This is a genomic window from Legionella sp. 16cNR16C (assembly GCF_021297775.1).
Taxonomy (GTDB): domain Bacteria; phylum Pseudomonadota; class Gammaproteobacteria; order Legionellales; family Legionellaceae; genus Legionella_C; species Legionella_C quinlivanii_A.
Window position 1 is genome coordinate 1,005,242 of sequence record NZ_JAJTMX010000003.1, and the last position, 19,210, is coordinate 1,024,451.

Sequence of the window (19,210 nt, forward strand, 5' to 3'; positions counted from 1 at the left end):
TTATTCGCTGCGTAAAGACATGATGGGTTCAAGCTTAGATGCGCGCCTTGCCGGATAGAAGCCAAAGAAGATCCCTGTAGCGACTGAGACGGCAAAACCCGCCAATGGCGGCAGGCTGTGCAGGATAAAAGTCCAGTCGCTAAAATAGGCGACAACACGGGTAAATACAAGCCCCAGCAATACGCCCAGGCCACCGCCCAGGAATGAAAGCAAAACCGATTCAACCAGAAACAAATTCTGTATTTCACTGTTTTTCGCCCCTACCGCCTTGCGTATCCCGATTTCTTTTTTGCGCTCACTGACTGAAACCAGCATGACATTCATCACGCCGATCCCGCCTACCAGGAGCGATATACCACCAATAACAGCCAATAACAGGGTAAAAATCTGCCCCTGACTTTCCATGCTGGCAATAATCTGTTTGGCGCTGCGAGTGAATAAAGTCAGGCGTGGAGCCTGCGATTCCACCTGCTGTTTTATCTGGCTGATGACCAGGTCAATATCACTCTCAGGCTTTAATAACATCACCGCGTTATTTACCTTGCTATCCTTGCTGATTAAGGAAATACCAGCCACCGGCACAATCACTGAATGATTGACATCTTCGTTGAAGAATCCATTTTCCTGCCATCGCTGTACTACCCCAATAATCGTATAAAGAGAATTGCCAATGCGAATTTTTTTGCCTATAGGATCATCAAATGTTATCTCACGAATCTGTCGAGCCAGATCATCGCCAATAACACAGAAATGCTCGAAAGTACTGAGAAATGATACGAAATAGCCGCGTTCCAGCTTGATATGAATGATATCAGCCAAGCTGTCATCGGCACCAATAATCGCGCTCTGCAAACTTCGCCCATTAAAGCTGACCGGTTGATAGGCAGTGGCATAAGGTGCAATTTTCAGAATGGACGGCACAGTGGATGGCAAGCTGCGCCAGAATGACAAAGGCAGCTCAGACTGAATAGTGGACTGACCCCGCTCTTTCTGAAACACGGTAGCCGCCAGCAAATCGGTGCCTAATGCCTTAAACTGCTCCAATGCCTTCTCAGTTGCCAGCTGCCCACAGCTGATTAATGCGACAATTGCAGCCGTACCCACAAGAACTCCCAATACAGCCAGAAAAGAGCGCATCTTGGAGGCAGTCAGATTCACCAGAGCCTGTTGAAAATGAGTAAGCCAGTTCATCCAACAATCTCACCATCGGAAAGAACAATACGCCGCTGGCACTGGGCTGCGATATGCTCATCATGGGTTACCATGATAATCGTTCTGCCTTCAGCATGAAGCGCCAGAAACAAATTCATCACTTCCGTTCCTGTTTTGGAATCCAGTGCGCCGGTTGGCTCATCCGCTAAAATAACCTCCGGTTCAGTAACCAGAGCCCTGGCAATGGCGATGCGCTGCTGTTGCCCGCCGGACAGCTGGCCGGGCTTATGATGGGCAAATTTCTCCATACTGACGCGTGCCAGGGCCGCTGTCACCAGCTCCTGTGATTCTGCCGCTGCAACTGCGCGATAACTTAGCGGTAGCGCGACATTCTGTCGGGCGGTGAAACGAGGCAATAAATTAAACTGCTGGAAGACAAACCCTATATTGCGGTTGCGATGAATGGCCAAATCATTTTCTGATAATTCCGCTACCGATTGCTGATTGAGATAATAATCCCCCTCATCCGCTTTATCCAGTAAGCCCATAATGTTCATCAGAGTCGATTTACCCGAGCCTGAGGCGCCCACCACAGCCAGCAGCTCACCTCGCCTTACTGTAAGCGAAATCGATTTGAGTACGCGGCTGCTAACTCCACCAATGGTATATTGCTTACTCAGATTGTCCATTCGCATTAGAACAGGGCTAGTCATAGACAACCACATCCCCTTCCTTTAAACCAGCAATCACGCTCACTTTATCCATTTGGGTCGCCCCGGTCGCTATCGGCTGCTTGCTGATTACCCCATCCGGCTTATGCAATTGAACCACGCTTCGGCCATTTTCCCGTGATACCGCGGCGATCGGAATCAGCAATTGTTTTTCTTCATCCAAAGCCAGTTCAATGGAAGCGCTCATTCCCACTTTGATCAAAGCCTGTTGTTCTTTGCTTAAATTTTTGACTTCCACAATCGCGCTAAAAGAAGGAAGGGCGCCGCCATTTGCCGTTGCCTGTGCATTGACAGCAACCAATTCGCCATGCAGCACTTCCTGCCCTAATGCCACGCCGGAAACACTGGCTTTCATGCCGGGATGTATTTTATCAATATCGACTTCCGGAACATCAATTTCGACGCTAATGCCGCTCATGTCGCCAATCAAACCGATGGCCTGCCCCGATTTGACAGCAGAACCTACCGACAAACGCCCGCTTTTATCATCACCGCTTTTCGGCGGATACAGCAGAATACCGGTGGCTGGCGCCTTTATGCGGATCAAATTGTGATTCGTGCTTAATGCCTGCCTGACTTTATCAAATTCGGCGAGACTTAAACTGGATAAATCGGCTCCGTCATCCATTTTTTCCAGCATTTCACTTAACTTTCGTGTTGACTGCATTAATGTGATGCGTGCCGTATCGAGACTGGATTTTTCACTGAGATAGTTATTTTTTGACAGCAATCCTGCATCCCAAAGCTCTTGTGTGCCGGTGAATTTGGCTTTAGCAACGTTATAACTGTCTTTGGCTTTCAGATAGTCGGTGAGAATGTCATTGTATTGCTTTTGCAGCTCGCTGGAATTTAAAACAATAACGACGTCTCCTTTGTGAACCAATTGGCCATAATGAAAATTCATGGTTTCAATAATGGCGTCCATAGAACTGCTCAGGGTATTTTCCTTCAAAGGCTGAATGGTGCCGGTAAACGCCAGGGTTTTGTTTAAGGGCTCCGATTTTACTACAAACTTTTGCAAGTGCTGAACCGCGGACGAGTCCTCTTTGCATCCACTGAGCAAAAACAGAAAAAAACAACAAACTATTAATTTAAAAAATCTCATTCGCCAAACCTGAGTTGAATATTCCATTCCGTTAATGTCGTGCCCAATAAACGCTGCAAAGTAGACAATTGGTTTAAATAGGCGATTTTAGCACTAATTAAACCGGATTGAGCCAGAATAAGTTGATTTTGAGTGTTGCTGACGTCCAGAGCACTGGCAATACCCGCCTGCAATTTCTTTTTTTCCAAAGCATAGGATTGCGCAGCCAGTTTTACTTGCTTTTCAGCCAGTTTATAGCGTTTTGCCAGACTTTGGATGGTGGTTATGGTATTGGTGATGGTGGTAATCAAAGCTCTTCTGCTCGCTACCAGATTCAAACGATCTTTCTCCAGCTTCACTTTGGCATTAACCAGCTGGCTACGGCGACTGATGTCATTTAGGGGAACCGTCAAACTCACCCGCGCTGATTGATTAATGTTGCGTCCGTTATAAATGCCGCGAAAACCATTATTGCCATCCACATCGGTCACCATGCCCGACTGAACATTAGCGCCCACATCCAGCTGCCATAACTGCTGATTTTGCGCCAGCTTGTAAGCCCGCTCATCCGCCCTGACCTGCATTTGCTGGGCAATATAATTGCTGTTATTTTCCAAAGCCAGACGAATGGATTCCTGTAAGTCAGGAACTATAATTTTATCCACTTTAATATCATTGGGAACCGCTAAACGCATGGCCGGATCCAGACCGATCGCCTGTAGCAAATCCTGGCTGGCATTTTCAAACTCATTAATAGCCTGCTCAACCATTAAATTCAAAGACTCTATCTGATAAGACTGCTGAATATTGGCAGTCGGCTCCAATTGCCCGGCTTTAATTTTCTTTTCATTCATTTCAAAGGTTTTTCGCGCTTCCTCCAATTGATAGCGCTGATTTTCAAGATTATTCCCGCTGACAATCAGACTGCGGTACGCGGTAATCACCTGAGTAATTTGCTCAATAACGGATTGTCGAAGGTTTATTTTATTGAGCTGCTCGGCATCAACAGCGTCCAGCAGGCCCGCTTCATTCACAGCCTTGCCAAAACCCTGCAATAAGGGTTGAGTGACTGAGAAATTCAGAACAGGGCTATAGCTATTGTAATTGGAAACATTATTGTCAATGCCCAGAGACAATTGCGTGCCCAGTTTAGTTTTTAAATCGAGTTCCGGCGATGCCATGAGATTTTTATTAACCGCAGAACCCACGCTTTCATAGCGGCTTTTTTCAATGGATGCGGTACCGGCAAGGGCGTATTGTAATTCAAACTCATTATGCGCCAGACGTAATTGATAGCGCTGAATGATGCGATCCAGCTCCGCACTCTGGATATTGGGATTGTAGCGAAGAGCCAGCAAAATAGCCTCTCGTAAACTGAGATGCTGTACTTTTTTATTTTTGGCATCGGGAGAGAGCGGCAACTCAATCCAGTGATCGAGCATGTATTCGGGATTATTAATCGCCTGCTCGAGCCTTGCTTTCGCCTCATTCACCTGTAAGGCTTCCTGATTGGGATTGGCTGTCCAGCGATATAAAGAAACGTCATCAATCGGGCTTTGAGGCGGGGTAGCTTCTGCGTGGCAAGAACTCCAGGGCAAAAGGGCCAGTAATAACCTGACAGACAATACTTGCCAAACCTTCAACATTGATCCTCTTAGCCTGATTCATGTTTAAAATTAAACCACATTCCCGAATGATTTACTAGCTATACAGAAAAAAGAGCTGATATTCTCATTGACTATTGTCTTGCATGCCTCACTGCCATTAAGTTAAGGAAACTCTTCAATTACGTGTAGGTTGGGCCCTTGGCCCAACATTGAGTTCTGGAGTGGTTCAAGCCTTTGTTGGGCCAAGGGCCCAACCTACAATAACTCTTTAATATAAACGGCAATGGCCCCAGATCAAGGATGAAGGCTTCACTTGCCGTTGGCATGTTCAATAAACAAGCGCTTCAACGGAGTAAACTGATTGCAAAACTTCAAACCAAACTCACGCAGCAAACGAAATGGCGGCAAAGGATTGGCAAAACCACTTTTTAGCGCCTGCATCAGCAAAATAGTCTGCCAGACGCTGGCTTTGCGGGCGCGCTGATATTCGGCAAGCATTGTCTTACTGAATTCCTTTTTCCCGCTTCGGTCAACAATAGCTATCCATTCAGCGATATCCTGTAATCCCACATTCAGGCCAAGTCCTGCCAATGGATGAATCGTGTGAGCAGCATCACCAGTCAGCATCCAATGCGCGCCTGCGTATTGTTTGACATGGCGCATATGCAAGGGAAATTGAAATCGCTGGCTAATAACTTCCACCTTTCCTAGCTTGTTCTGAAAGGCAGCGGTTAACTGCTGATTAAATTCAGCTTCTGGCAATTCTTTCAGTTGCCGGGCTCTTGCAGGAGTCGTTGACCAGACAATAGAACACTGCTGAGGTGTATTGAGCGGCAAAAACGCCAGAGGACCGTCGCTGTTAAAAATCTGATAGGCTGTTTTCTGATGCGACAGCTCAGTTTGTACACTGGCAACCAATGCATGCTGATGATAGGACCAATTGTGAATGTCTACGTTTAAGAGTTTGCGGCAGGGTGATTCAGCGCCATCGGCAACGATTAACAATTGGCTTTCCCAGCTTTTCGCTTTACTGTGAATTAAAATCTTTTCTGGTGAAGGTTCAAGAGCGATGATTTCAGTGACTGGATTACATTGCACATTGGTTAATTGTTGCAATGCCTTAAGCAGCGCATTTTTAATTACCGCCTCTTCGATGATAGTTCCTAACTTATCTGCACCCACCAGTCGAGAGTTGAAATCAATGGCCGCCCCTTTGGCTTCCCAGACATGCATAGCCTCATAAGGGGCGTGCCGGGACTGCTGAATGTCTTCCCAGACACCCAGCGCCCTGAGTAACTGCTCAGAAGCCTGATTAACCGCGTAGACCCTCAGATCAGGTGCTTCAGAGGTCTTTAATTCTCTGGCATCAAGCAAAGCAACCCGATATTGGCGCCTGGCCATTGCCAAAGCGGCGGTCAATCCGACAACGCCGCCTCCGGCAACCAATACATCAACCGATTCTGTCATTATTTTTCTCGTGATTTAAGGCAATTCCACAGGCCAAATCAGGAACCTGACCTGAAAAGCCTCGCGCATGGTAGGTGAGTAATTTTTGCAGGAGGGGGGAGTTATCCATTGCCAGCAACCCTATGCGTCGAGCCAGACCAACTCCTGGCAACCCACTGGTGAACAACTCAACCAGGCCATCAGTGAACCAGCTTATCGCATTCTGATCATAACGGCGCATGGATTGATAAGCTGCAAGCATGGGGGGATTAAGGCCCTTTTCGATAATTAACTGTGCTAAAGTTGCCACATCCCGCAATCCCAGATTAAAGCCTTGGCCTGCCACAGGATGCAAGGTATGCGCAGCATTACCAACAAAAACTACCGGCCACTGGATTTGTAACGGCATAATGGCCTGCTGCAGCGGGAATAAATGACGTTTGCCCGCCTTGATGAAACGGCCAAGCTTATAACCAAATGTTTTTTGCAGGCGCTGAAGAAACGCCTTGTCATCGAGCGCCATTAGCTCCTGCCCTGCGGCTGGCGGCATAGCCCAAATCAGAGACGAGCGCTGCCCGCTCATTGGCAGCAAGGCCATTGGGCCGGTTGCAGTAAAACGCTCATAGGCGCAATGGGCATGCGATCGCGCCAGGCCGATATTTGCGGCCACAGCAACCTGGTGGTAGTCTTTGACCTCTGCTGGCAGATTTAAAAGCAGCCGTACAGACGAATTAATTCCATCGGCTGCCACCAGCAAGCTGGTTTTAATCATTCGAGTTTGCTCGCCCTGCTGAATTCGAGCTATCTGCTTTTCCTTATTCCAGTCAATCAGCCTGGCAGGTGCAAGAATGCTTTGCTTGTCGAGCATGGCGTGTAATGCCTGATTAATGTGCTGCATTTCAATCACAGAACCAAGCGACTCCTCATTATTTTTAAAAAGTCGTGTACCACCAAAACGCGACTGCTCCGACACATAAATAGCCTCTATCGCGGTGGCATGCTCCTGCAGGCGCGGCCAGACCTGAAGCATTTGCAGAATGCGGATGCTGGCTGGCGATAAGGCCAGCGTTCGCGCATCAAACTCGGGGCTAATTCTGTCAGAAAAGCACTGAGCTTCAATCAGAAGACAACGGTATCCCGAATTAGCCAAAGCGAGCAATAAAGCGGCGCCGGCCAGACCGCCGCCAACGATTAGAATGTCAGTCTCTTGTTCAGCTTTGCATGAGGCGTTCAATATCATCTACCTCAACCGGTAATGCGGCCGTAAGATTTTCATGGCCTGTGGCGGTCACTAGAATGTCGTCCTCAATCCTGACGCCAATATTCCACCATTTCTCATCCACACCGGGCATGCCGGCGCTTATGTAAATTCCAGGCTCAACCGTTAATACCATGCCTGGCTCCAGCAAACGCCAGTCATTATTGATTTTGTATGCACCGCAGTCATGAACGTCAAGACCTAGCCAATGTCCGGAGTTATGCATGTAGAAAGGCTTATAAGCTTCAGCTTTAATCAATATGTCGACATCGCCCGCCAGTAATCCCAGTTCAATCAGACCGGTCGTTAAGATTCTAACCATAATCTGCTGAACTTCCACCCAGGGCAATCCTGGTCGAATGCAAGCCACGCCAGCTTTCTGTGCTTTTAATACCAGTTCGTAAACCGCTCGCTGTTCTAAGGAAAAATGACCGCTGACAGGGAATGTTCTTGTAATATCGGCCGCATAATTCTGGTATTCGCCGCCGGCATCAATTAAAACCAGTTCGCCCTGCTTAAGCGGTTGATTGTTATCGTTATAATGAAGGATACAAGTATTTTCTCCGCAGCCTACGATGGGATCGTAGGCGACACTGCGGCATCCCTGGCTAATAAATTCCTGCATTAACTCCGCTTCCAACTCATACTCATAAGCAAACTGCCGGCATTTTTGCATCGCTTTTTTATGAGCTGCTACTGAAATGTCAGCCGCTCGCCGCATCAGGCTAATTTCTGCCTCGCTTTTGAACAAGCGAAGTTCACTGATAAGCGAGTCCACATCAATAATGGCCTCAGGCGCAGCGATGCCGCGTCTGATTTGCTTCTTCAGGCGATCAATCACCCCTAGAATAACTTCATCATAATGCCGGTTTCGCCCCAGAGTATAATAGACCGCCGTTTGACCCAGCAGTAACTCCGGCAGACGCTGCTCTAAATCCTCAATAGCAAATGCCTGTTTCACCCCTAAAACCCTGCCAGCTTCTTCCTGCCCCAGACGTTTGCCGGTCCATTGTTCCATAGCTGCGTTGCGCGGGCGGTTGAATAACAGCGTATCGCCTTCATTGCCTGCCATAATGACCAGAAGGGCTTGTGGCTCCTGAAAGCCGGTCAGATAATAAAAATGGCTGTCCTGCCGAAAACGGTAGTGACTATCACCATTTCGCAATAATTCATCGGCAGCCGGGATAATAGCCAGGCTATTGGCCGGCAATGCTTGCGCAAGGCGACAGCGTCTTTGCTGATATTCTTGTTGGCTTATCATGCGTCTCTATCCTTAATGCGTACTAGTCGAGGATCCTCGATTCGATTGATTTTCATTTAAATCGCCATGAAGACGAAGCACAGCCATTCTGGCATATTCGCTGACTTCCATTAAGGCTTTTTCATCATCTTCATCCACTTCCAGCGACTGATAATCCAGTTCGGCAAATTCCTGAAGATGCTGCAAAGCTTCCTGTGACTCTTCTTCCTTTAGCTCCATTAATCCAATGCCAGCCATAGTCAAGCCCTGGGTAAATCCCTCACACCATTCGCTAAACGCTTTCGCTCTATCGATTAGCGGAATATGTTCATCGGGAAGCAGCAACTGAAAATCAAAATCCATATTGTTGATTTGATGATGACTGACTGAGTAAACATCAAACATTGCCATCGCCGCCAGCTTGGTTTCCTCGTTTTTCCGGTAATCGATCATTAGGGCCCGAACGTAGGTTTCTCCTTCACTAATCGCTCCAGCGCATAAATAACCGCATAAAACGCCATGTAACTCACTGCTGGAAATCGGTAAATTCAGTACGGACACTTTTTCGTCAAAAGTCTGATAGGCAGGGAGGCGTAAGTGGGTAAATTCATTGGACATAATTAAACTCTGAAGATAAATATTAAAAAAGATTGAATTATATTCTACTTCTTATTCTGATTATAATAACTGATTTGCTGGAACAAACCAAAATTGTTAAACTGTCCGAATGTCGCTGAAATATTGCCAAGGCATCTGCTATGACTACATCAAAAGCCTGTTCAATTCGATTGTTAAATAAGACTTATGAAATAAAATGTCCTGATCACGAAGTGGATAATTTACAGCGTGCCGGCCAGAAATTAAATGAGCAGTTGCTTGCTAACAAGAAAAAGTTCAGACAATTGGATGAATTTCAGAATCTGTTGCTGGCCGCCATTCACATCAGCCATGAACTCATTACCTGCCAACAGCAGCAGGAGCAGCAGCGTCATCAGGTCACGCAGTTTATCAACTCACTGGAAACCCGAATCAATCAGGTTGTAAACGGGAATCTCGATTTGGACCCACAAACAGATTAACTTGCAAGGGCGGGTTGTAAGCCTGATTCTCAACGTCATCCTGACGCAGTGAGGGATCTCCTGAAGCCGGCTCAGTTCCAAGTCGTTTAAGATCCTTCGCTACGCTCAGGATGACGTACCTGAGAAGTTACGAATTAATCAAAGCATACCAGCAGCCATACCTGCGGAGGATTCCAGTGAAGTATCAGCCGTAGCGTCGTTACCGAATGAAGAGCCATTAGACTGACTTAAATTAAAGGACGAGGCCATCTTGTCAAAGCTATTGTCACCCGTCAGGCTGCTCAGAGCGCCTGTCACGGTATCAGTGAGCATACCGTTAAATTGTTGAACCATATCATTCATGTCATCCATCATTTGCTGCCAGGGTTCTTTTTTTTCTTTATTTTTGTCATCACCGGAAGACATTTGGTCCATCATTCCATCCAGCTGATTCGCAGAAGAAGATGCACCACCTGAAGGGATCATACCAGACATATCAGCACCTATAATAAAATCATTTCTTTCTAAAGATAGCATAAACTGCCGCAAGAGGCAGCTACCCAAGCTTGCGCCGCTTTGAGAAAGCGGGTAAAACTTGTATGATTCACTATACCAAACTATTCATTAAAAAAATCGGCAAAGAATAGTGTTTACACTTTCTTTTCGAATTTTGAGCAAGGTCTATTATGAATCTCGATGATTTTCGTTGTATGCGGCAGGGGGTGCAGTTATCGGTATTGAAACCAGAGCAAGCCTCATTATTAAAAGCCGTTGATCGACGAAATGGACACAAACAGAGAGCCTTGCTGGTTCTACATGGCTTTTCTTCTTCTCCGGCCGTATTCAGGGAATTGTCAGCTGGTTTTGAAGGCTATGATGCCATAGTCATCCCCATTCTCCCTGGCCATGCCAGCAATCTTGCCGAGTTTGGCGGCATAAAGGCAGCCGATTGGCTGGAGTTCGTCAAGGATGTTTGTGCAAAACTGATAGATGAATACGAACAGGTTGATGTGTTAGGACTTTCTCTCGGCGGATTGCTAGCCTGTCATCTGGGTTTTGAATTCAAACTCCACCATCTTTATTTATTGGCGCCAGCACTTGATTTACCCTACACTTTGTCGAAAACCCTTCATCTTGCCAGAGTTTTACGGAAGATGGGATTTATCCGCCTGCGAAGTGCCGCTGGTAATATATTGAAGCCTTCGAGCTGTGAAATTGCCTATCGCCAGTTGCCGCTTAATACGATTGTTGAAATTTTAAGTCTTATCCGTAACTTCAATTTTAGCCTGCCATGCTGCCCGACGGATGTTTTTCTTGGCTGCCATGATAAAGTGATTTCCTCTCATAAAGTGGCAGCTCGATTTGCCGGACAACCCCATATTCAGATTCACTGGCTAAAAAATTCAGCCCATGTCATTCCTTTGGACAGTGACATCCAGGAAGTGCTTCATTGCATACGAAACAATATGCACAGGCCATAGAGCTGTAAGAATATCTTACAATATTTATTAAATTACATCTATCGGGAATGAATTTAACCTGTTATTATAGACGGGTTTTAGCAACCAGCCAAAGGGTATTTCTTTATGAAAAAGATCGCATTAATCTTATGTTTACTTCCTGTAGTTTCTTTTGCTGCCCCCAAAGATGATGCCATGATTACTGTTTACCAGGAACGTTGTGCCAAAGAACAGGATCCCGTTAAACGCCAGAATTACTGCCATGCCCTGGAGCAAGTGGACACCAACACGGTGATTGCCGATCCCTTCCGTCAGGATGTAGCGCTTGCCTAATCTTTTTTAAGAGTAGATTCACTCTCCCATTAAATCCCTCTCTAACTCTCTCCCTGAGGGAGAGAGGATTTTGGGTCACCTGCTTTTAAACAGGAGACGATTGGTAAAGGCAATTCCCAGAACCGACACGAGCAGGGTCAGATGAATAACAACCTGCCACATAATGGTATCGTTTCCATGTTTGGTCGGATCAATAAATGTGCGCAATAAATGAATAGATGAAATTCCCACCAGTGACAAGGCCAGTTTAATTTTCATTGCGCCCGCATCCAGTTCGCCCAGCCATTCCGGCTGATCGGGATGGGCATGAAGCTGCAAATGAGACACAAAGGTTTCATAGCCCCCCATAATCACCATGATTAACAAATTGGCTATCATCACCACATCAATTAGATCAAGCACCCCTAGCATAATTTCGGTGTCATCAAGTCCATTGATGTGTGAAATCAGATGAAATAACTCGATAATATATCGATAAACATAGGCCCCCAAAATACATAACAGGCCCAAATATAAGGGCGCCTGAAGCCAGCGTCCCATAAAAATCAGCTGGCTTAGCGCCTGTTTCAGTTTAATCATTGCTGCTCCCCTATAGTTATGCAGCAACTTTAAACTGAGTGCAGAAAAAAGCAAGTGTCTGGCAAAAAAGATCTCATTCCACCCGAATATTCAGAAATTGCCAGGGATCGCTCAAATCCAGTTTCTCAGGGAATAAGCGCTGCCGGTTTTCAAGCGGCGTCCATCGGGTATAGTAACCTGCCACTTTACCCAGATAGGGCCAGGCAATCTGCAAGGCAAACTGAAAATCGATGTCTTCGGGTTCTACAATGCTTCTGTCTGGATTTTTTAAAGCCCAGATAACTCCGGCCAATACTCCGGCGGCGACTTGCAAACTGGTCGCATTATTATAGGGAACCAGTTTTCTGGCTTCATGGATTGATAATTGTGAACCATACCAGTAGGCTCCTTTTTTATTCCCCATAAGCAATACACCCAGTTCATCGGTACCTTCCACCACATCCTGAATGATTAAGCGGTTGCGATGCTCTAGCGTCCAGTTGCTTGCCTCGTATTCCTGGAGCGACAAAGTAGCATCCGGGCAAGGATAATATGCGTAATGAACAGTAGGCCGATAACTGACTTCCCTATCATTTTTTATCGTTAGGAAATCTGCAATGGTTAAGGATTCCGCATGCGTGATTAAAAAGCCATAAAAAGGGCCGTGAGTAGGAGTCCATGTCCGTACGCGGGTGCTTGCCCCCGTACGCTTAAGATAAACTGCTCCGTCATTGGTAAAGGTGTGATGAATCGCATCCTCCGGCCAGTGACGCTCATGTGTTCCCCAACTCAACTCGGCGGGTTGGCTGGCCTCCGCAATCAGACCCTCAGCCGACCATGTGTTGACAAACTCCCCCGGTACTCTGAAACGATTACTTACTTGCGTATCCCGTTCCGCAATATGAATCACCTTGATACCCAGTGTATGAGCCAGTTTGGCCCATTCAGTCGGAGTAGCGGGTAGAGAACAGGAAAGCTCGTTATCCTGAGCCATATTCCACAAGGCTTGTCTTATGAAATGCGATACCAGGCCCGGATTGGCTCCGTGGGTAAGGATGGCAGTAGGCCCATGTTCCTCTCTTAGTTTGAGTACTCCCTGACGCAAATCATAACGGGTATGAAAAGAATGTTGCTTAGGCTTGACGTCCAGCCACGGTTCGGTGCAGGCATCGAGATAAAGAATGTGTTTTTGCTGGCAATATTTGATTAAATCATGGCTGGAAATTCCAGTAGACAGATTAATCAGAAAATCACCGGGGTTCATTAATTCATTGAGCACATTAAGGTAATTATTTCGGGTGATCAGCTCTCTGACAAAGCTTAGGCCTTGCTCTTTGGCAATGGCTTCTCCGATAGAATCCTGCGTTAAAACAATGACTTGTGAAGGCGACATCTCCAAATGATGCAGTAAGAGGGGCACAATAGCCTGCCCGACACTGCCAAAACCGAGAATTAGAATTTTACTATCAAGACGATGATATTTCGTATCCTTATAACTCATGATTAAACTCATTTTTGTTAATTCTTGACTTAAATTGTAGCTCATTGATTGAATTTAAACACATTCTGAGTCAAGAAACAGACAATGACTCGATCGCTCTCACAGAGCGATGCGAGTCATATTGTCTGGCATAGCAACTTCGAAGAAAAATTTTATCCAGGTCTTGCATTTTCTCCAATGAGTCTTGAAGGGTTTACTTTCTCAAAGAAATCAATAACCGGTTGGAAAAAACCGTATCTATTTTGAGGACCCATGCCTTTACTCCCTGAAGCTTCTGAATTCAGACCAGATAACACTTTCTGCTCGGACTTTATCTCATCGACAGGGCCCTCTGATTTTTCAGATATGGAATTTGATTTGATTGCTTTTGTCAAAACAGATGCCGATAAAGCCGGAAACTGGCTTGCGTTGTCAAATAAAAAAAGGTGAGCAGAAAAAGGGAAAACAAATTTTACTTTTTCTAATTCATGGGGATATTGCTCAGATAAAACCTTCAGTACTTCAATTATCTGGTTTTGACTTAAAAAACCCGTATATCTGTCTAATCGTAAGACATTCGGTTCTACCATTAAATCATAAAGTAAAGCAGTTACGGCTATCTCCAGAGCATTTTCAGGAAAAGCAATTTGATTTTCTACGAGGTTTAACCAGGTTAATTCATTCGCAAAATAGAAACTTCTCAGAAATGTCTCATTTTGATCAATTGCCTCATTCTGATCAGGGATCTCTTGTTTATGTATGTCATGCAATGAGGTGGGGCCTGTGACTTTTATGGTCCATTCTTTTAAAAAGGCACGAGTTGGCCAAGGTTTGTCAGGGTCAAATGGAGCAGAACCCCATGTATCTCTGCAATCCATCCCTTCTAATAAATCAGCTACAGGTGTTAGATATTTAGAAGCAATTTTTTCCTGAATTTTTGTGATAATCGGGCAATGTTTCACACTCAAAATAAAATCATTTGACGTGCCATAACTCATTCGGCAATAGGATTCTGGACTGTCTTTAAATTGTTTAGCCATTTTAAACAATGCCAGGGGGTGTTGATTGAACTGTGTAAATCGTACCTCACCTTTATGAATATAAAATCCTAAAGGGGCGTTTAAATCGTCTGGTAATCTATTATCCGGCTCAGGATCAGGCACCACATCCACATCGCTATAAATCCCCCCGAAATGGTAAAGAATCGCAAGACGCAACTGGTCAGCTGCAGCAGCATAATTGCGCCTTAATAGCTCCAGTTTGTACATTTCCTCATTTGGACCAATGTGACCATCCAGCACTCCACTATCCAGTAAGTGGATCTTGTTCGCTCTCGCCCACTGGATTAGATTCTCTAACTTCTCTGAGGTGTAGGCAGAAGAAGTAATCCACAAAGTGGTGATGTAATCAGGATATAATTGTTTAAAAGAGGCTATGGTTGCGAGATGGTTATTTTTAGAATTTACTTCCAAAGGATTAACGATATAAATGTAATTCATTCGTTTGGGTATCAGCAGATCTTTCGGCGCTTCATCTGATTCCACTTCCACTTTAGCAATATCATGCCGTTTCAAGAGATGAGGTAAATCCTCAAGCGGCTGGGGAGAAGAGCTCACTTGCAGCAGGCCATACGGGTCTTTTATGAGTTGCGTTTTTTTACTATTTGAAGAGGGTAGACTTTGTTGAGTTTTCATGATTTATTCCTAAATTAATTTCGATTATTAGTTTAGAAAAATCACATTAAGAGCAATTTATATGCTAATGAATAGAAGTATTCCTAATCATTCTAAAAAAGAATATCACTCTAGTCATAAGGAGTATTTGGATCCATCTTGTCAGAAGGAAGTGATTCCTGGAATAATTTCGCAATGTATTGGATTATCTTTGAATCGCTGCGGCTTCTGGGGCAATACCAACAGGTTGTAATATTTTCAGAAAAATCCTCCAGATCCAGTTTGATTAATTCATGGTCACAATAAGAGCCAGGAAGAGCAGTCCAGGCAATACCTGTTTTAACCAATTTTTGGATTGAATCAATTGAAAATAGTTCGTGGTCGATTAACAAGGATATTCCATGCTTTGCAAAAAGACGTTCTAATTTATCTCGTATGGAAAAACCAGGCTCTGTGAGTATGCAACCATACTTTGACAGCGTTTGAAGATTAATTTTCTTTTTTTTCGCCAAAGGATGGGAAGACGCGACAACAATAGCAATTGGCTCCTCCTGAAGACCTGTGCTTTTAATCGAATGATCAATCGACAAGTCTTCAGTTGTCAGCGCCAAATCAATAATTCCATTTTGTAATGCTGGAATTAATTCCTGTTTCGCCATCTGCTTAATATGGAACTGAGGATAATGCCTTCCTTTTGTTTTTAAAAACTCAATAAAATTCGGCAGGAAATGGAGTGCAGGATAAATAGAAACACCAAGATAAATTGGAACGGAATTAAAATCAGGCTCTTTTAAATTGGCAGCAGCATCCAGCATGGTATGCAAAATGAGACGCGCATAGGGAATTAATAATTTTCCTTCTATAGTAGGCATCACCATATTTGATTTCATTTCAAAAAGCTTTGTCCTGAATTCATTTTCAAGATTATTAATTCGTTTGCTGATAGTCGATTGGGTGACAAATAGCCGTTTGGCCGCTAAGGAATAGGAGCGGTACTCATAGACCATCAGGAATGACTTCAATTCATTACTATTCATCTTTATTCCAGTGCCTTATTCTAAGGTGGTTCTAAAAAATGAGTCAGCAAGTCTATTAATTATGGAGTACACATTAATCGTAATAACCAAGCCTTATATTGTCAAACAATAGCCTAGTCCATGTTAAAAAAGTCAGGATTCCAATTTTTCATAAGACAATAACTTTGAGTTAATTTTGACCAGATATCATTGGTTTTGAATTTAATCAGAGGACAATGACATGAAAAATTTTAATCCCGTGACTGAAGCTACAGTAGAATCTTCATCAGAGGGCTCCGCAGAAGCCGGCGCTAACAAGACAAGCTATGCAGATATACCAAATGATGCGCAATTGCGAATTCTATCTTTTCTTGGCAATAAAGATTTGCTGAATGCCGCCACCCTTGATAAGAGAACCAAGGCGCTGGTTGATATTGAAAAAGGAAATCGTGATTTAAAAGCTATTTCTTCCGATAATACCTATTTCATCCTTGGTGGATGTGTTGAGATTACCAGGCGCAAGCTAACCAGCATTTATTATTCGACTCCAAGAGAGGTAACCCTGAATGAAATAATCAAGGCTACACCTAAACCAAACACTCAGGTTAAGCTATTTCGAACTCGGGAAGAAGCAGAGTTAGCAGCTCATTCCTCAGATGACGATCTTACATCGTCCGTATTAAGACAAGTCGTTTTTGAAGTTCAACTGAAAGGCACACAAGCACTGCATAATATCGATTTTAAAGAGGAAAAACGTACTGTTGGTTTTTTATCTAAAAAAGCGGTGAAATTTGAATCAGCATCTATAATTTTTGACGATTCATTTGACATTCTTAAAGGTTACATTAATCGTAAAGAATATAAATTGCCAACCAGTTTAATCGAGAGCGCGGTAGGCAACGTCTCAGACTTGTGGTCATCTCTTACTAATATGAACCCTTTTAAATAAGGGCCATCCCTGGATAAGGGAGCTTATTAACTCCCTTATTTTCAAATGATTCAGGATGAATATAACTTCGTTTTTTATCGTATGGCCCAACTGAATTATCTCTTGACGACGCAGATGGCTTGAATTTGCCAGCCTTGACCAGTAGAGTACATGCTGGTAAATCATTCTCTCGGCTTATGGGTTTTGGCTTAAATTTATTCATCATCATTGCTGATCAGTTCATGCTGTTCGTGGTTAACATGCTGGTTGCCCGCCATGCCGGAGAAGAGTTATTCGGCGATTTTACAGTCGCTACCAATGCCTTGCTGTTACTGGCCACTTTAATTACTTTGGGTATAGACTCCATCATTGCCTATTACGTACCCAAACTATTCATTCATCGAAAATACAGCGAAATTCAAACCTTAACTTTCTCTATGAAGGGGTTTTTGAAGCCGGTGTATATAACTGTTCTGGTGATTGGTCTTTTGATGGCTCTTTCCTTGACCGTATTAAGTCAGGTGATCAGTAGCCTGACGCTTTTTGATATTAGTCATCCGCTGTTTTTATTTATATGGGGCACGGTCGCACTGTCCTTATACAACATTTATCTGCAGTTTTTCCGCGCCATCGATTATATGCGCACAGCAGTTATCATGAGTTTACTGCAGACCCTGTGTTATTTTATTTTCAGTCTGCTTATTTACTTTTATATCTATCCTTATTTTTTCCAGCATGAACGCCGATATTTTCCGCATATCATGCTGATTGGTTTTATCGCCAGCTACTTAGTCATTGTGATGCTGTCAATTGCTATTCAAAATCGCAGCGCGCTCAAACGCTACAAAAAATCAGCAGAGCTTCGCCATGAATGGAAAGGAAAAATTTACGGTTATACCGTTCAGAACTTGAATAAATATATTTTTACCGCAATTCCTTTAATGATCATTGAATGGCTGGGACAGCATGAACGCTCAGTGGGATTATTTTCTGCGGTAAGCTCCATTGTCTCTTTAGGATTTATCGCCATTGCACCGATTGGAATTCTCATTGGCCCTGATATTTCCGCGGCCTTTGCGCAAAGCCGTGAGCATCTGAAGAAAGTGATGCGTAAATACCTGTGGATTTGTTTTGCCATTTCCTTAGTCGTGGTTGCCATCTTAGGCCTTTCTGCCCGGCAAATTCTTTTATGGTATAAATCTGATTTTATCGATGCGCTTCCTTACACCTACTTCTGTTTAATCAATGTAGTGACTTACGCGATTTCCATGCCCCTGTCCAAGATGATTCAATATTCCCATGAAGGCAGTGAAGTGGGAGCAAAACTGACCATTGATTTATTGGTTTTTCAGCTTTTTTGCTGCCTGATATTAATTAATTGGCTGGGCCTTGACGGCGCTATTATCTGTTATATCGGCATTAATATTGTTTACAATGCTGCCATGATTCGCATGGCCAGAAAAATTATACGCATCGACCCCTTTGGCAAAGATCTGGTTTAAATGTGAACTTTGCAAATAATTAACAAAACCAAATTTGCATTAATCCCTTTCAAAGCATATTCTGAATATAACAAAGGTATTCTTGCTCGGCTAACAGCCTACTTATGGAGCCAGAACCTAGATGCGGTGTGCAAGCTTAACTTGAATTAAGAAGCCTGAAGCATCTAATAGGGCGACCACATTGGAACCTAGAACCGCAGCAAGAATACCTTTACCTCTTTTGTGATTTCTTAAGCCTCCTGCAATTCCTGCGGATATGATCTATGGCCAAATATTGTGGATATTGTTATAGCCCGGCCGACCAGCTTGTCCCTTCCTCTGGCTAAAAACGTTGAGTATGGACTGGGGATTATTCATGATTCAGAAACCTTTGGGGAAGACGCCTGGTAGCATAGCGGCGGTACCCTTGGGTTTAGTGCAATGATGATTTGGCTGAAAGAGAGTGATGTGATTCTGACGATTAATATCAGCCATTATACTGCCGGGAAGGATTTATATTTAGTGGCCCAGGATTTGGCCAATGCGCTGCGTAAATCTTTGGATACCCAACAAATCCTCTCTCCACTCAGGGGAGAGAGTTAGAGAGAGGGGGTTAAAATCGACCCTCATCCTGGCCCTCACTGCCATTAAGTTAAGGAATTTAGTCATTCCCGCGAATGCGGGAATCCATTCCTCAATTGGCAT

General features: G+C 44.3%; 19 protein-coding genes. 6 read left to right on the top strand and 13 right to left on the bottom strand.

The genetic code is table 11. The features are described 5' to 3' along the window. From LXA66_RS14580 to LXA66_RS14615, 8 genes are all read right to left on the bottom strand, one after another. Window positions 1-1,191 (bottom strand): ABC transporter permease, encoded by a 1,191-nt coding sequence (locus tag LXA66_RS14580; RefSeq protein ID WP_233013728.1) that lies wholly within the window; start codon window positions 1,189-1,191, stop codon window positions 1-3. After that, window positions 1,188-1,865 (bottom strand): ABC transporter ATP-binding protein, encoded by a 678-nt coding sequence (locus LXA66_RS14585; protein WP_370637298.1) that lies wholly within the window; start codon window positions 1,863-1,865, stop codon window positions 1,188-1,190. The genes LXA66_RS14580 and LXA66_RS14585 overlap by 4 nt, the downstream gene beginning before the upstream one ends. Next, on the bottom strand, window positions 1,858-2,988 hold the full coding sequence (locus tag LXA66_RS14590) for an efflux RND transporter periplasmic adaptor subunit (protein ID WP_233013730.1): 1,131 nt from the start codon (window positions 2,986-2,988) through the stop codon (window positions 1,858-1,860). Before LXA66_RS14590 ends, LXA66_RS14585 begins: the two co-directional genes overlap by 8 nt. Beyond that, the gene (locus LXA66_RS14595) at window positions 2,985-4,613 is read right to left on the bottom strand and encodes a TolC family protein (protein WP_233013731.1); all 1,629 of its coding nucleotides are present in this window, start codon (window positions 4,611-4,613) and stop codon (window positions 2,985-2,987) included. Before LXA66_RS14595 ends, LXA66_RS14590 begins: the two co-directional genes overlap by 4 nt. 270 nt (window positions 4,614-4,883) lie before the next feature. Beyond that, window positions 4,884-6,041, bottom strand: coding sequence for an FAD-dependent oxidoreductase (locus LXA66_RS14600; RefSeq protein WP_233013732.1), 1,158 nt, complete (start codon window positions 6,039-6,041; stop codon window positions 4,884-4,886). Further along, complete coding sequence (locus LXA66_RS14605) at window positions 6,025-7,254, bottom strand: FAD-dependent monooxygenase (RefSeq protein WP_233013733.1); 1,230 nt, start codon at window positions 7,252-7,254, stop codon at window positions 6,025-6,027. The genes LXA66_RS14600 and LXA66_RS14605 overlap by 17 nt, the downstream gene beginning before the upstream one ends. Further along, window positions 7,232-8,539 (bottom strand): Xaa-Pro aminopeptidase, encoded by a 1,308-nt coding sequence (pepP, locus tag LXA66_RS14610; RefSeq protein WP_233013734.1) that lies wholly within the window; start codon window positions 8,537-8,539, stop codon window positions 7,232-7,234. Before pepP ends, LXA66_RS14605 begins: the two co-directional genes overlap by 23 nt. A 12-nt stretch (window positions 8,540-8,551) precedes the next feature. Continuing rightward, window positions 8,552-9,136 (bottom strand): UPF0149 family protein, encoded by a 585-nt coding sequence (locus LXA66_RS14615; RefSeq protein WP_112218721.1) that lies wholly within the window; start codon window positions 9,134-9,136, stop codon window positions 8,552-8,554. Window positions 9,137-9,276: 140 nt separating this feature from the next. Here LXA66_RS14615 and LXA66_RS14620 point away from each other — a divergent pair, with 140 nt between their 5' ends. Next, window positions 9,277-9,597: a cell division protein ZapA gene (locus tag LXA66_RS14620; RefSeq protein WP_133140616.1), complete on the top strand. Its 321-nt coding sequence runs from the start codon at window positions 9,277-9,279 to the stop codon at window positions 9,595-9,597. A 138-nt stretch (window positions 9,598-9,735) separates the two neighbouring features. On the opposite strand, the gene LXA66_RS14625 is transcribed toward LXA66_RS14620, so the two are convergent. Then, a complete protein-coding gene (locus LXA66_RS14625; protein WP_233013735.1) occupies window positions 9,736-10,071 on the bottom strand; it encodes a hypothetical protein in 336 nt (111 codons plus the stop codon). 191 nt (window positions 10,072-10,262) lie between these two features. Between LXA66_RS14625 and LXA66_RS14630 the strand changes: the two genes are divergently transcribed. Next, window positions 10,263-11,057: a carboxylesterase gene (locus tag LXA66_RS14630; protein ID WP_233013736.1), complete on the top strand. Its 795-nt coding sequence runs from the start codon at window positions 10,263-10,265 to the stop codon at window positions 11,055-11,057. Window positions 11,058-11,162: 105 nt separating this feature from the next. Further along, on the top strand, window positions 11,163-11,369 hold the full coding sequence (locus LXA66_RS14635) for a hypothetical protein (RefSeq protein ID WP_112218724.1): 207 nt from the start codon (window positions 11,163-11,165) through the stop codon (window positions 11,367-11,369). A 75-nt stretch (window positions 11,370-11,444) separates the two neighbouring features. On the opposite strand, the gene LXA66_RS14640 is transcribed toward LXA66_RS14635, so the two are convergent. The 4 genes from LXA66_RS14640 to LXA66_RS14655 all read right to left on the bottom strand — a co-directional run bounded on the left by LXA66_RS14640 (window position 11,445) and on the right by LXA66_RS14655 (window position 16,117). Beyond that, window positions 11,445-11,948 (bottom strand): TIGR00645 family protein, encoded by a 504-nt coding sequence (locus LXA66_RS14640; protein WP_058506996.1) that lies wholly within the window; start codon window positions 11,946-11,948, stop codon window positions 11,445-11,447. 73 nt (window positions 11,949-12,021) lie between these two features. Continuing rightward, the gene (locus LXA66_RS14645; protein WP_233013737.1) at window positions 12,022-13,428 is read right to left on the bottom strand and encodes a saccharopine dehydrogenase C-terminal domain-containing protein; all 1,407 of its coding nucleotides are present in this window, start codon (window positions 13,426-13,428) and stop codon (window positions 12,022-12,024) included. A gap of 152 nt (window positions 13,429-13,580) precedes the next feature. Then, complete coding sequence (locus LXA66_RS14650) at window positions 13,581-15,101, bottom strand: TcdA/TcdB catalytic glycosyltransferase domain-containing protein (RefSeq protein ID WP_233013738.1); 1,521 nt, start codon at window positions 15,099-15,101, stop codon at window positions 13,581-13,583. 110 nt (window positions 15,102-15,211) lie between these two features. Then, a complete protein-coding gene (locus tag LXA66_RS14655; RefSeq protein WP_233013739.1) occupies window positions 15,212-16,117 on the bottom strand; it encodes a LysR family transcriptional regulator in 906 nt (301 codons plus the stop codon). Between the two features lie 220 nt (window positions 16,118-16,337). Between LXA66_RS14655 and LXA66_RS14660 the strand changes: the two genes are divergently transcribed. From LXA66_RS14660 to LXA66_RS14670, 3 genes are all read left to right on the top strand, one after another. Beyond that, window positions 16,338-17,045 (top strand): hypothetical protein, encoded by a 708-nt coding sequence (locus tag LXA66_RS14660; protein WP_233013740.1) that lies wholly within the window; start codon window positions 16,338-16,340, stop codon window positions 17,043-17,045. Window positions 17,046-17,179: 134 nt separating this feature from the next. After that, complete coding sequence (locus LXA66_RS14665; RefSeq protein ID WP_233013741.1) at window positions 17,180-18,526, top strand: hypothetical protein; 1,347 nt, start codon at window positions 17,180-17,182, stop codon at window positions 18,524-18,526. A 420-nt stretch (window positions 18,527-18,946) separates the two neighbouring features. Next, window positions 18,947-19,108: a hypothetical protein gene (locus LXA66_RS14670; protein ID WP_233013742.1), complete on the top strand. Its 162-nt coding sequence runs from the start codon at window positions 18,947-18,949 to the stop codon at window positions 19,106-19,108. Window positions 19,109-19,210: the final 102 nt, after the last annotated feature.

Bases quoted from the DNA above. Each gene is read 5' to 3' on its own strand.
- LXA66_RS14580 (WP_233013728.1), bottom strand. From the start codon at position 1,191: ATGAACTGGCTTACTCATTTTCAACAGGCTCTGGTGAATCTGACTGCC.
- LXA66_RS14585 (WP_370637298.1), bottom strand. From the start codon at position 1,865: ATGACTAGCCCTGTTCTAATGCGAATGGACAATCTGAGTAAGCAATAT.
- LXA66_RS14590 (WP_233013730.1), bottom strand. From the start codon at position 2,988: ATGAGATTTTTTAAATTAATAGTTTGTTGTTTTTTTCTGTTTTTGCTC.
- LXA66_RS14595 (WP_233013731.1), bottom strand. From the start codon at position 4,613: ATGTTGAAGGTTTGGCAAGTATTGTCTGTCAGGTTATTACTGGCCCTT.
- LXA66_RS14600 (WP_233013732.1), bottom strand. From the start codon at position 6,041: ATGACAGAATCGGTTGATGTATTGGTTGCCGGAGGCGGCGTTGTCGGA.
- pepP (WP_233013734.1), bottom strand. From the start codon at position 8,539: ATGATAAGCCAACAAGAATATCAGCAAAGACGCTGTCGCCTTGCGCAA.
- LXA66_RS14615 (WP_112218721.1), bottom strand. From the start codon at position 9,136: ATGTCCAATGAATTTACCCACTTACGCCTCCCTGCCTATCAGACTTTT.
- LXA66_RS14620 (WP_133140616.1), top strand. From the start codon at position 9,277: ATGACTACATCAAAAGCCTGTTCAATTCGATTGTTAAATAAGACTTAT.
- LXA66_RS14625 (WP_233013735.1), bottom strand. From the start codon at position 10,071: ATGTCTGGTATGATCCCTTCAGGTGGTGCATCTTCTTCTGCGAATCAG.
- LXA66_RS14630 (WP_233013736.1), top strand. From the start codon at position 10,263: ATGAATCTCGATGATTTTCGTTGTATGCGGCAGGGGGTGCAGTTATCG.
- LXA66_RS14635 (WP_112218724.1), top strand. From the start codon at position 11,163: ATGAAAAAGATCGCATTAATCTTATGTTTACTTCCTGTAGTTTCTTTT.
- LXA66_RS14640 (WP_058506996.1), bottom strand. From the start codon at position 11,948: ATGATTAAACTGAAACAGGCGCTAAGCCAGCTGATTTTTATGGGACGC.
- LXA66_RS14645 (WP_233013737.1), bottom strand. From the start codon at position 13,428: ATGAGTTATAAGGATACGAAATATCATCGTCTTGATAGTAAAATTCTA.
- LXA66_RS14650 (WP_233013738.1), bottom strand. From the start codon at position 15,101: ATGAAAACTCAACAAAGTCTACCCTCTTCAAATAGTAAAAAAACGCAA.
- LXA66_RS14655 (WP_233013739.1), bottom strand. From the start codon at position 16,117: ATGAATAGTAATGAATTGAAGTCATTCCTGATGGTCTATGAGTACCGC.
- LXA66_RS14660 (WP_233013740.1), top strand. From the start codon at position 16,338: ATGAAAAATTTTAATCCCGTGACTGAAGCTACAGTAGAATCTTCATCA.
- LXA66_RS14670 (WP_233013742.1), top strand. From the start codon at position 18,947: ATGATGATTTGGCTGAAAGAGAGTGATGTGATTCTGACGATTAATATC.